Genomic DNA, 12,341 nt, shown 5'->3' on the forward strand with positions numbered 1-12,341 from the left:
TGACTTTTGGGGTGTTTTTTAATCTATTAAATACCGTAAAATTAGGCTATTACGTATAAGTATCAAAATAAAAATTGGTAACAGGTTTGGCTGGTATAAATTTTGTTAGGTTGAACAAGTGAATCATATTGCTCCCCCCATTCTGGATGATTTACCGCATCTGGAGGAAACTGTGTAGCAAGTACCACACCTGAATAGGTTGTATAGGTCTGGCTTTTTCCTGATACTGCAACTAAATGATTGCCACTATAAAGCTGAAGTGCTGGCATAGTGGTCGCAATATTTAATTTCACATCCCCATTAGGTGACCCAAGTGTTGCGACAGTTTGCACTCCATCCGTAAGGGTTTTATTTAACACTAATGCGTGGTCATACCCTCCGACGTGCTGTTGTTCTTCATCTTGTAAAAAATGAAACCCAATACGCTTACCCTGACGAAAGTCAAAGCTGGTTTCTGTTACATCACGCCACTCCCCCGTAGGGATACCATCATGAGTGATTGGCAAATAGGCATCGGCATGCACTTGTAAATCATGTTCGAGTGCTGTTCTTAGCGAGTCTTCCCCTGCTAAGTTAAAATAAGCATGGTTAGTGAGGTTAACAGGGCCATAATCTGTTGATTGATATTTATAGTCGATAATGACTTGATTTGTTTCGGTTAATTCATAACTCACTTCAATATAGAGACGACCAGGAAAGCCTTGATCTCCCTCAGGAGAGGTCAACACAAAAACCGCTTTCTGTGGACTAGGTTGAAGAATTCCCCATATACGATAACTAAAATTATCTTTTCCACCATGCAAGCAGTGATTACCTTGATTATTCGATACTCGATAATGTTGCCCATTAATAGTGAACTGTGATGCACAAATCCGGTTAGCGACTCGCCCAACTGTGGCACCGAGGTATACACCTTGCTCCATATGCTTTGCCATATTGGGGGCTCCCAAGATGACATCCCTTTTCCCTGTCGCTAAAGGCACTATACAGCTAACCCAACTGGCACCGAGGCTCGTTAAGATAATTTTCATCCCATTTTTATTGGTTAGAGCGATAACTTTTGGCGTTCGGAGCATCTGACATTGTTCTTGAGTAAACTGCATTTTTCCCTCAATTATTCAGTATTAACCCGTATAGTTCGCTAGGCGGGTGTCATCATTAATGCATATTGTTTGGAAACAACCTGCTGATTTTCCATTTGTAACTCATAAAGTGCAATAACTTATTGTTAAGTTTCTAATTCATATTAGCAACAAAAAAGCCGAGCTATTAAAAGCTCGGCCTTATATAAAAATAGATTAATTCATGGTGGTTTAGTGCTTATGGTTTTTATCATATGGGTCAAGATGGGTCATAACATCTAATATTTGCGGGTTTTCCATCAATTTTTTCCGCACATTCACGGCAATATCATGGCCTGCGGTAATACTCATATTGCCATCAAGTTCTAGGTGAACATCCACTAATAAAAAATCACCTGATTTACGGGTTTTTAAATCATGATATCCAGATAACTCATTAATACCCTCTAAAACAGTGCGAATTTCTTGTAATGTTTCTTCATCAGCGCCTTTATCCATTAGGTCTTGCATCGATTGATTGGTGAATTTAAACCCCATACGAAAAACGAATGTCCCAACAATCAAAGCGGCTATTGGGTCAAGGATCCGCAACCCACATAAGCTACCAACAATACCAACTGCAACAACTAATGAAGAGGCAGCGTCAGAACGCGCATGCCATGCATTGGCAACTAACATATTAGAATTCACTTTTTTCGCCACATACAACATATAACGAAATAAGCCCTCTTTCGCGACTAAAGCCACTAAAGCTGCAACTAATGCAATCGTATGAACTTCAGGGATCAGTGCTGGGTTCAACATCTTTCCAATCGCTGACCACACCATTCCCACACCGACCACTAACAAAATAATCCCTAAAATTAATGAAGCTCCATTTTCATAACGAAAATGGCCATAAGGGTGGTCTTCATCCGGCTTTTTGTGGCTTTTTTTATTCGCAATAAGTACAACAAAATCTGCAACCAAGTCAGATAATGTATGAATACCATCAGCAATTAACCCCGAAGAGTGTGAAAAAATACCAATGATTATCTGCCAAATCGACAACAGCGTATTCACCACCACACTGATTAGTGTGCTTTTCTTTGCCGCTTTGAATTTTGCTTGTTGCGTTTCAAACTCACTCATTTTATTAGATGAAGTATTTTTTATATTCATAAAATATATTCTTTAATGAAAAACAAAATAATTATCATTCAGATAAAGCTTTTAAATCAATAAGTTAAAAATGATTTCTCTGTATATTCTCACATTCTTCGTTTAAAGTCCCATTATTAATTGTAAATAAAGCTTTTAACTAATAATAATTACCCTTTCTTTTTATTAAGTTAATAATATTAAACTTGCAAAAACACGATAAATGCGCATTTAATAGCATTTGTTACTTTCTATTTAACTTATAGTATATTGTAGGTAAGCCACTATAATTAATTTTAAATGACACTAAATGAGGTAGCTATGTATCAAAAAATCCTAGTTCCTATTGATTTGTTAGAAGATGAATTGAATCAAGAGATCCTCAAACACGTAGAAGCGTTAGCGCAGCTAGGCTCACCTGAAATTCACTTTCTGTCTGTAATCCCTAGTGTCGAGTTGTTTTTTGGTATTGAAATCGCAGCACTACCTGAAAGCCATAAAGATTCCGCTGAACGTTCAATTCTGGCGATGCGCGCACTTGAAGAAGTCATAAAAGACATCAAAGTTTCCGATAAGCAAATTAACTGTAAAGTCAGTATCGGCTCAGCTAAAGATGAAATATTAGATTATGCGCAAGAAATTAACGCAGATTTAATTGTGGTCGGTTCACATCGCCCAAGCACTTCAACCTATCTATTGGGCTCTACTGCATCCGCTATTGTGCGCCATGCTAAAACTTCGGTATTTGTTATTCGTTAAATATTTTCTGATAAAAAATGCCGCAATATGCGGCATTCTTTTAATTATTTTTTGATGGAATCCATTAGCTTACCATCGGTTGACCAAACTCGGTATTTAACTTGCATATCTGATGGCGTATAAACCACGATTGGCAGCTTACTGTTATAACGCATAAAAGCGTCATCGCCTAATTGTGTGGAAACAAAACGGTCTTTCGCAGGTTCAGGGCAGCCCATCATAGTAGAGGCAGGGCCTTTGACTTCATCTAGTTTATAGTAATCATATCCCCAGCCTTCCAATGTTTTTTTATCCAGATCTCCCATAAACCATTGGCGGTTACAATCAGCTTTGATGGTTTTCCCAATGACTAATTCAACCATAAAGTCATTTTCATTTTGTTGATTGGCAAGTTGAATGACATGACGTGTCATACCTGATTCTGCTTTTGGATATGGCGCGATCTTTTCCAACTCTTCCGTTGCTACTGCACAAGATGAAATCAGTGCCGCTGCCATTACAGATAAAATCGCTTTCTTCATTATTTATTCCTATTTCAGAAGATAAAACCAATTAAAAAAACCATACTTGGCTATATGTTAAGTTATTTACACCATAATTATCACTATGGATGATTCTTAATTACAAAAAAATAAATCACCCCCAGTATTAACGTAATCATACTTAATTTTAGTAGAGTGATCATAAAAATGATAAAAATTATGTAAATTACCCCCTATTTTAATGCACAACAGCTAGGCACTGATTATACTGAACTTGAGGCTTAATACATTCTGAGGAGGTAGTATGTTATCAGCAGATCAAGATTTAGTTTCAAAATTAGTATCTACACATCCCCGTTTTCAAACTCTTTATGAAAAGCATCATCAACTCGACAAAGAAATCAGTAAGCTCGAGGGCCCTTCAGGCGCAGGTTATAATGAACACGTAGCCAAACTGAAAAAAGAAAAATTACATCTTAAAGATGAAATGCAAAAAATAATGTTGTCGAATAGGTGATCAGCCACCTCACCACAACGATACTAGCTCAGCTTTCTCTGCCGCTTTTATAAAAAAGTGGGACTTTAGCTAAGCAGTTAATATGACTTTATTTGGCTGATATTTTAAGCCGCCATTAAGTTATTAATACTTTCTTATTTAAGAGGGTAGCTTATTACCCTCTTTTTCAGCCCTCAGTAAAATCCACCGCTTTCTTGAACACCATCAATAAATTACTCAATAATTTATCGTTAACTATTCATTACACCAATAAAGTTGTATATTAAATGTATGTTTACTGTAATAGAGGACTTGTTATGGCTGGCAAACGTATTAATCGGGAAATTAAAACAATTGAAAAGATGATAAAAATCTATGAAAAAGCACACCCAGCAACCAATGATGCCCCCGATTATTATCAAAAACTCTATTTTTATGCCGTAAATCGACTAGAGAAATGCCGTTATGGTGAAATAAAGCCCGCCTGTAAACAATGCCCTATCCATTGTTACCAACCAAAAATGCGTGAACAAATGAAGCTAATCATGCGTTGGGCTGGCCCAAAAATGCTTATTCATCACCCAATACTCGCGATACGCCACCTTCTCGATGACCGTAAACCCGTCCCTGATTTGCCACCTAAGGTTAATAAGAGAGCAAACTCTAAAGAAAGTTCATAATAAGCGAATACAGTAGATTCCACTTCATTGCATTAAAAAAGCAATATAACCCCCATCGGCAGATTATCACTAATCTTCTTATAATGATTAAAGAGCCTTACCATTATCAGTTTGTATCTATAATCCCCCCTTTAGCAATATCCTACTGTAATTTTTGAAATTTCTTCAGTGGGCTATTTGTTGCTAAAAATCTCCTTAATAGGCCATGCCCTATGCAAAAATTTATAAAATGTATTTTTTTTCAGTAATGATGGATATCTAAAAAATAGTAACCCTTAAAAACTATTTATTAAAATCTATATTTATATAACCTATCAAACCTATCAGTTTTGCCTATTGATTAAAAAACAAGATTAATGTCTCAATTTCATCCCTTTTACCCCACTTTTAATAAAAAAAATCAATCATAGTGATTAATGTTTTTAATAACTCAATGTAATAACATTAGTATTAATAAAATAAACTTATCAATACTACTTTTAACGAGTTTTATAGTCATTATTAACATACCTATAATTAACACTAATTCCTATAAAATGACAAACAAGCATTAAATTGAAAAAAACTCACGTTACGCGTAACAAAACAACAAAATATTAACATCCAGATGACTTTAATAAATTAGAATAATATTTCAGATAAATAACAAAAATATAGAATATTATAAAACCCCCTCCCACGAAACAACGGAAATACCTCTCAAATAAAAGGAAAAGCTCGAAAAAACCATGTTTTGAAACATTTTTTAATATTTAAATTTACAGTGTGACATAAAAACAATCGATAAATATAATTTCAGCCTTACTAGTAGTAGCGACTTTAGATATCAATAGAAGAAATAGCGTGATGTTTAATTTCGCTAATTACATTTGGAATATTTAAATGAGATTAATAAGGTGTCAATTATGCAAATTGAAAGTAACTTAAACCAACAGGTTATCAAACGAATAAGTGTAAATAGTAGTATGTCTCATAATATTATGGATTTTGCGACAAAAGGTATTTTTATTGTAGAGAAAGGTTCACTATTATTAGAAACTCCAGCTAACTTACAAACCTTAAACGAAGGGGATATCTTATATCATAAGCAAGGTTCATATTCCTTGCAAATGACTGATCCTTCAGTAGATTGCCAATTACTTTGGATAGCTTTAGATGATAAGTTTTTACGTGATTTTATTGCAACACATGGCTCTCAATTAAGCGAAATAGAGCGAAATGAGACATTCTCAAGTGACATCATTAAATTTACCTCATATTCATTAATTGATGATATTAAAAATAGCCTGAACTCATTTATCGATCATGAATATCCTGAAGTAATTGTTTCCCTTCGTGTAAGTGAATTACTCTTATTATTAAGCTACAGTGAGCAAGGCGCTTTATTATTATCTAATTTTAGGCAACTCAGTAGCCGACAAGCGGAACGCTTGCAATTATTTATGGAAGCCAATTACCTTAAAGAATGGAAATTAAGCGAGTTTGCACGAACGTTTGGTATGGGGTTAACGACCTTTAAAGAATTATTTCATACTGTATATGCTACATCACCACGCTCATGGATCAGCGAAAAACGAATTATGTATGCACACCAATTATTAGTTAACACTGCAATGAGTATTGTGGAAGTGTCAATGGAAGCTGGCTTTTCTAGTCAATCCTACTTTACACAAACTTATCGCAAGCGGTTTGGATATACGCCTAGCAGATCAAGAATAGCGGCTTAATATCGCAGCATATCGCGCATAGACACATGCCCTGTCAGTTATAGAAATTTCAGCTTTAACTATAAACTGGCAGAAAGGCACCCTCCGTCGTCCCCCTTTCTAATTAACATCCACTGACTAAATTCCCCCCTAGATTACTGATACCATAAAAAAAGTAGCCTGCCTTTTAATGACAAACTACTTCTCAAGATAATCTTAGGTAGCCGCTAAATTATTTAGCTTTAATAATTTTCAAATCAATAATAGACATTGAATTAGGTGGCACTTCGCCCGGTATCCCTTCAACGCCATAACCGCCTTCTGGTTTGATGTACACTTTAACCATTCCGCCTTCTCCAGCCCGTTCAACAAATGAGTTCAACGGTGTCGGTAACTGGTCATAAGGTAATGTGACTGGGTTTTGCTCAGTATACATTACAGTAACCTTACCATCCGTTAGTTGCTCCCTCATAATAAAAGTAACATCTTTACTCTTAACATTTTTTATCGGTGAGCCGGCCTGAATAATTTTATAATAGGTATTACTATCAAGTTTACTGTATTTTTGAGCGGTAATTTGCTCAATTATTTTCTGGTTTTTCTTCGCGTTTTCTGCAGCTATTACTTTTAAATCTTTACTAGGAAGGACTCTTCCAGCTAAACCTGCTGTTGAACTTGTTCTTCCCTTCGCTTTTAACGCATCGTTTTCAACTTGTAACTGAGTAATGCGACGATTTAAATCCATTATTTGTGATTTTAATGCATTATCACCGGTTACAGAATTGAGCGAATCTAATTCTCTTTGCAGTTTTTTCAATTTTGTTTGGGCTGCAGCCAACTCTTTTTGTGAATCCACTTTCAAAGTACTGATAAGCTTATTTGCATCAGTGAGTTGCTGCTCAAGCTTTTTACTTTCATTTTGTTGAGTCGCCAATTCTCCCTGAATTGATTTTTTCTCTGCATCTAACTTCGTTAAAGCAACTTCCTTTTGTTTCAACAAGGTAATTTGTTTATTTAGATCAGCAGTTAACTCTTTAATCTGTTTATCATTTGCTTGACCGATCAAAGCGGTTTGTTTTTCCACGTTCGCTTGCAGTTTTTGCAGCTCTGCATTGGCTTGTTTTAACTGCGCCTGTGCCGTGGCGTAATCCTGCTCATTTTTCTGCAAACGCGCTTGCAGCGCAAGTTGCTGCTTCTCGCTGTCAGTAAACTGTTTCGATAATGCATTTTGCGCCGCTTGGTGCTCTGCCAGCTGTTTCTTCGCTGCCGTCAATTCGCTTTCTAACGCCGCTTTCTGGGCTAATTTCGCGGTTTGTTCCGCCAATGACGCTTGGATTTTATCGGCTTGCTGCGCTTTGTCTTGTAACTGCTTCGCCAACTGCTGGTTCTGCTGCTCTAAAGCTTTCGCTGCTGCTTGTTGCTTGGCTAACGCTTCGCGCGTGGTTTGGCTTTCTGCTTGCGCTTTTTCCAACCCAGCTTCTTTTTGTTTCAATAACGTAATTTGTTTATTCAAATCCGCCGTCAGCGCTTTCACTTGCTCATCGCTGGCTTGGCTCATCAAGGCAGTTTGTTTTTCCACGTTCGCCTGCAGTTTTTGCAGCTCTGCGTTGGCTTGTTTTAACTGCGCCTGTGCCGTAGCGTAATCTTGTTCATTTTTCTGCAAACGCGCTTGCAGCGCAAGTTGCTGCTTCTCGCTGTCAGTAAACTGTTTCGATAATGCATTTTGCGCCGCTTGGTGCTCTGCCAGCTGTTTCTTCGCTGCCGCCAATTCGCTTTCTAACGCCGCTTTCTGGGCTAATTTCGCGGTTTGATCCGCCAATGACGCTTGGATTTTATCCGCTTGCTGCGCTTTGTCTTGCAACTGCTTCGCCAACTGCTGGTTCTGCTGCTCTAAAGCTTTCGCTGCTGCTTGTTGCTTGGCTAACGCTTCGCGCGTGGTTTGGCTTTCTGCTTGCGCTTTTTCCAACCCAGCTTCTTTTTGTTTCAATAACGCAATTTGTTTATTCAAATCCGCCGTCAGCGCTTTCACTTGCTCATCGCTGGCTTGGCTCATCAAGGCAGTTTGTTTTTCCACGTTCGCCTGCAGTTTTTGCAGCTCTGCGTTGGCTTGTTTTAACTGCGCCTGTGCCGTAGCGTAATCCTGTTCATTTTTCTGCAAACGCGCTTGCAGCGCAAGTTGCTGCTTCTCGCTGTCAGTAAACTGTTTCGATAATGCATTTTGCGCCGCTTGGTGCTCTGCCAGCTGTTTCTTCGCTGCCGCCAATTCGCTTTCTAACGCCGCTTTCTGGGCTAATTTCGCGGTTTGTTCCGCCAATGACGCTTGGATTGTATCGGCTTGCTGCGCTTTGTCTTGCAACTGCTTCGCCAACTGCTGGTTCTGCTGCTCTAAAGCTTTCGCTGCTGCTTGTTGCTTGGCTAACGCTTCGCGTGTGGTTTGGCTCTCAGCTTGCGCTTTCTCCAACCCAGCTTCTTTTTGTTTCAATAACGCAATTTGTTTATTCAAGTCTGCCGTCAGCGCTTTCACTTGCTCATCGCTGGCTTGGCTCATCATGGCGGTTTGTTTTTCCATGTTTGCTTGCAGTTTTTGCAGCTCTGCATTGGCTTGTTTTAACTGTGCCTGTGCCGTGGCGTAATCCTGCTCATTTTTCTGCAAACGCGCTTGCAGCGCAAGTTGCTGCTTCTCGCTGTCAGTAAACTGTTTCGATAATGCATTTTGCGCCGCTTGGTGCTCTGCCAGCTGTTTCTTCGCTGCCGCCAATTCGCTTTCTAACACCGCTTTCTGGGCTAATTTCGCGGTTTGTTCCGCCAATGACGCTTGGATTTTATCGGCTTGCTGCGCTTTGTCTTGTAACTGCTTCGCCAACTGCTGGTTCTGCTGCTCTAAAGCTTTCGCTGCTGCTTGTTGTTTGGCTAACGCTTCACGCGTGGCTTGGTTTTCAGCTTGTGATTTTTCTAAGCCTTCTTCTTGTTGCTTGAGCAAAATAATTTGCTTATTCAAATCCGCCGTCAGCGCTTTCACTTGAGCATCGCTGGCTTGGTTCATCATGGCGGTTTGTTTTTCCACATTCGCTTGCAATTTTTGCAGTTCTGCGTTGGCTTGTTTTAACTGGGCCTGTGCAACTGAGTAATTCTGCTCATTTTGGCTTAATTGAGCCTGTAATCGTGCTTGTTGTTTTTCGCTATCTACTAATTGTTTTGCGAGTGTGTTTTGTGTGGTCTGGTGATTGTTAAGCTGTTCTTGAGCTTCTTTTAATGCAACTTCTAAAGCGGCTTTTTGTTCTGCTTGAAGTGTTTTTTCTGTTAATGATGCCTGGATTTTCTCAGCTAACTGTTCTTTCTCAACTAATTGCGACTGCAACTGTTGGTTTTGTTGTTCTAATAATTTCGCACTATCTTGCTGCGCCTTCAAAGCCACTTGAACATCATCTTTTTGGCTCTGTACTGCTGCTAATTCACTTTCTTTCTGCTTAAGCAACTCTTTTTGCTGCAACAGTTCAGCAGTGACTGATTTTATTTGCTCATCAGTATTACCTGCCATCTGTAATTGATTTTTCGCATCTAACTCTAATTTAGCAATATCCGCTGTAAGTTGTTCAATCTTCAGATTTGCTGCAACAAATAATTGTTCTTTCTCAGCCAATTGCTGTTTAAGTTTTGATTGCTCAGTAATACTATCATTCAGTTGATTTTCAAGTTGAGCAATGGTTTCTTGTGTTTGTTGGTTTTCTTGGCTTAATTGTTCAAGGCTATTTTGTTTTTGCTCAATAGCTTTTTGCGCTTCAGCTAATTTAGTATTCAAAGTATCAATTAGCGATTGATCATCTGATGAATCTAATACAGCCTGTAATTGTGCGATTTGCTCTTTATTTTTAAGCACCTCAGCATTCAGTTTATCAATCTCAAATTGTTTCTCAGTGATTGTATGCGTCAACTGAGCAATACTCTTATTATGATTAATAAGTTCTGCGACTAATTGATCATCGTTCAACAAGTTGTTATACGCAATTAATTGCCCTACCCCTTGCGCAATACCAAATTTATATAAATTGGTTAATTGCTGACGTTCAATAAGTTTAGCTAATTGCTCAAGGTAAGCTGAAGCATCAATACCCGTTGGTTTCGTATATTTAGATGAATACAAACCCAGTGGATCGAGGACAAGTTGATATTTCGCAAAATCTTTCGCGAGATAGGCCTGATTCCATTGATTACTTTGGAAAAAATAAGGATAGGACGACAATAAAACAGGTGCAACCACATTTTCGGTTGTCACTGCACAAACTTCAGGAAAGGTTGTTGTATCTGAATTTTCAGCCTCAGTTTTCGCTACATCATTTTTCTTGTTTGATGCCGCAGCTGATTTTTTCTTCCCTGAGTTCTTTCCTTTGGTCCCTTTGTTGGCTGCCGCAGACTTTTGTTTTTCATTTGGCGCAGGGACCGTAGATAGCGAAGAAAAGATATCATAACCTTGGTTTTGTGTATTAACTGGTAATTGTTGTTTTTGCTCTTGCACCTTACCTTCTTTTTCTAATTGAAGGTAAGTATCAAAATCATCAATAACATTGTTAAAGCGCTCTGCTTTTGGAGCATGACTAAAAAAAGTCGTAACAAGTGCCAGCGACACACAAAGCCTAAGGTTTATTCTCATAATCCACTAATTTTCTTCAACGTTGATTCGGTAGACAATACTGAGTTATAGCGAACTTTTGCGCACAACACTTTAGTTTTAGACTCTATTGCCATTTGTAATAGTTCAATTGTGTCGGGGCTAGCAGTACCTTCAACTTGTCGATATAGGCGGTTGATTTCGCTAACCTCTTTAAATGAACCTACTAAGCGATTGTAATCTTTAGGTGAGAGCGTTTTTAATGCGTTTAATTCTTTAACACACGTATTTAGATGAGCAAATGTTTGCTGGTTAGCCGCATTATCACCATAACTTGTGGATGCTATTGGTGTGCGGTCGATAGCATTATTTAGAACTTTTTGAGATTCAGGGTAAGAATCATCAACCTGCCCTTGAGTTGCGGTTGCATCCGCTACTGGTTGAGCGGTATTAGTATTGACTACCTGCTTACTTGGGGTGTTCGGTGTTGCTGTATTGTATGTGTCTGAGCCAAATGTACAACCTGAAAGAAGAGCTGTACTTGCTATAAGCAAAGATGCAACATAAAATTTATTTTTTAAAAACATATGGTTACCTTAACAGCACTTTTCTTCGCTATTATAATGATGTCCAAGAAACCTAGTGTAAGCTAAAAATTAGCTATTTTCTATAAGCCCGAATGTAGAAATAGAGTGTTCTCATAAATTTATGATTAAATTAATTTTAGTTTCAAAATAATTTTATCGCTACATTTTAGTTATTTTTATGAGCTTATTCTCATTAATACGCCAAATAAGTGATAACTCAACACCTATGAGTAGGCTTTTTAATTATATTATGTTAGCAAAAGATTATTTAAACCGTTAACCTAATCGTAAATCAAACAGTCTAATAACATCTTAGGTCAAGCCTAATTCTAAGTATTTCTTTGTAACACTTGCTAACAAATAAAGCAGTCATCCACTTTGCAAAACAAATCTATTTTTCATTTTTATTACAAACAACGGGTTAAAGAATGCTTTAGCATAGCGAAGAGCTATCCATAATAAATGCAGTTCACTTTAAAACATTAGCTACAAACCTCGCAAAAAAACAATAAAACTTATACTTAATCAATATGTTGCATAGAAGCACACATTAGTATAACAGTAATTTTGCGCCATCAATTATACCAGCTATCTGTCAGAATTACTTATATTAAATTGATACCATTCGTAACTCAAATTTATTTTTGATTTTAATATATGTTTCATTCGTCGTATTTAGCAGAGGCACAGCGATTAAATGTGCAAACTTAAACGAGACATTGCAATATAAAACAAACAAGGTAGTAATTTTACAACTAAAATGATGAGCTTGAATAAAGCATAAAAAGAGTATAAAGGATGGG

Annotated in this window: 9 protein-coding genes; 4 read left to right on the forward strand and 5 right to left on the reverse strand. The window is 37.6% G+C overall.

Annotated elements, in window-relative coordinates; translation table 11 throughout:
- Positions 1-62: 62 nt before the first annotated feature.
- Positions 63-1,103, reverse strand: coding sequence for a galactose-1-epimerase (locus tag RB151_RS14815; protein ID WP_042845020.1), 1,041 nt, complete (start codon positions 1,101-1,103; stop codon positions 63-65).
- Between the two features lie 210 nt (positions 1,104-1,313).
- Positions 1,314-2,243 (reverse strand): cation diffusion facilitator family transporter, encoded by a 930-nt coding sequence (locus RB151_RS14820; RefSeq protein ID WP_042845021.1) that lies wholly within the window; start codon positions 2,241-2,243, stop codon positions 1,314-1,316.
- 300 nt (positions 2,244-2,543) lie between these two features.
- Between RB151_RS14820 and RB151_RS14825 the strand changes: the two genes are divergently transcribed.
- Positions 2,544-2,981, forward strand: coding sequence for a universal stress protein (locus RB151_RS14825; protein WP_042845023.1), 438 nt, complete (start codon positions 2,544-2,546; stop codon positions 2,979-2,981).
- A 44-nt stretch (positions 2,982-3,025) separates the two neighbouring features.
- Here RB151_RS14825 and eco read toward each other — a convergent pair whose 3' ends face one another.
- On the reverse strand, positions 3,026-3,502 hold the full coding sequence (eco, locus tag RB151_RS14830; protein WP_042845024.1) for a serine protease inhibitor ecotin: 477 nt from the start codon (positions 3,500-3,502) through the stop codon (positions 3,026-3,028).
- A gap of 265 nt (positions 3,503-3,767) precedes the next feature.
- Between eco and RB151_RS14835 the strand changes: the two genes are divergently transcribed.
- The 3 genes from RB151_RS14835 to RB151_RS14845 all read left to right on the forward strand — a co-directional run bounded on the left by RB151_RS14835 (position 3,768) and on the right by RB151_RS14845 (position 6,366).
- The gene (locus RB151_RS14835; RefSeq protein WP_042845025.1) at positions 3,768-3,980 is read left to right on the forward strand and encodes a DUF465 domain-containing protein; all 213 of its coding nucleotides are present in this window, start codon (positions 3,768-3,770) and stop codon (positions 3,978-3,980) included.
- Positions 3,981-4,276: 296 nt separating this feature from the next.
- The gene (locus RB151_RS14840) at positions 4,277-4,639 is read left to right on the forward strand and encodes a nitrous oxide-stimulated promoter family protein (protein WP_042845026.1); all 363 of its coding nucleotides are present in this window, start codon (positions 4,277-4,279) and stop codon (positions 4,637-4,639) included.
- Positions 4,640-5,544: 905 nt separating this feature from the next.
- Positions 5,545-6,366 carry a helix-turn-helix transcriptional regulator gene (locus tag RB151_RS14845; protein WP_048607902.1) on the forward strand — a complete coding sequence of 274 codons (822 nt, stop codon included), beginning with the start codon at positions 5,545-5,547 and terminating at the stop codon, positions 6,364-6,366.
- A gap of 211 nt (positions 6,367-6,577) precedes the next feature.
- Here RB151_RS14845 and RB151_RS23740 read toward each other — a convergent pair whose 3' ends face one another.
- Complete coding sequence (locus RB151_RS23740; protein ID WP_237071456.1) at positions 6,578-10,969, reverse strand: hypothetical protein; 4,392 nt, start codon at positions 10,967-10,969, stop codon at positions 6,578-6,580.
- A gap of 20 nt (positions 10,970-10,989) precedes the next feature.
- A complete protein-coding gene (locus RB151_RS14855; RefSeq protein ID WP_042845030.1) occupies positions 10,990-11,538 on the reverse strand; it encodes a hypothetical protein in 549 nt (182 codons plus the stop codon).
- Between the last annotated feature and the right edge of the window lie 803 nt (positions 11,539-12,341).

It is taken from the genome of Providencia rettgeri (assembly GCF_001874625.1).
GTDB classification, from domain to species: Bacteria; Pseudomonadota; Gammaproteobacteria; order Enterobacterales; family Enterobacteriaceae; genus Providencia; species Providencia huashanensis.

Bases quoted from the DNA above. Each gene is read 5' to 3' on its own strand.
- RB151_RS14845 (WP_048607902.1), top strand. From the start codon at position 5,545: ATGCAAATTGAAAGTAACTTAAACCAACAGGTTATCAAACGAATAAGT.
- eco (WP_042845024.1), bottom strand. From the start codon at position 3,502: ATGAAGAAAGCGATTTTATCTGTAATGGCAGCGGCACTGATTTCATCT.
- RB151_RS14855 (WP_042845030.1), bottom strand. From the start codon at position 11,538: ATGTTTTTAAAAAATAAATTTTATGTTGCATCTTTGCTTATAGCAAGT.
- RB151_RS14825 (WP_042845023.1), top strand. From the start codon at position 2,544: ATGTATCAAAAAATCCTAGTTCCTATTGATTTGTTAGAAGATGAATTG.
- RB151_RS14820 (WP_042845021.1), bottom strand. From the start codon at position 2,243: ATGAATATAAAAAATACTTCATCTAATAAAATGAGTGAGTTTGAAACG.
- RB151_RS14835 (WP_042845025.1), top strand. From the start codon at position 3,768: ATGTTATCAGCAGATCAAGATTTAGTTTCAAAATTAGTATCTACACAT.
- RB151_RS14840 (WP_042845026.1), top strand. From the start codon at position 4,277: ATGGCTGGCAAACGTATTAATCGGGAAATTAAAACAATTGAAAAGATG.
- RB151_RS14815 (WP_042845020.1), bottom strand. From the start codon at position 1,103: ATGCAGTTTACTCAAGAACAATGTCAGATGCTCCGAACGCCAAAAGTT.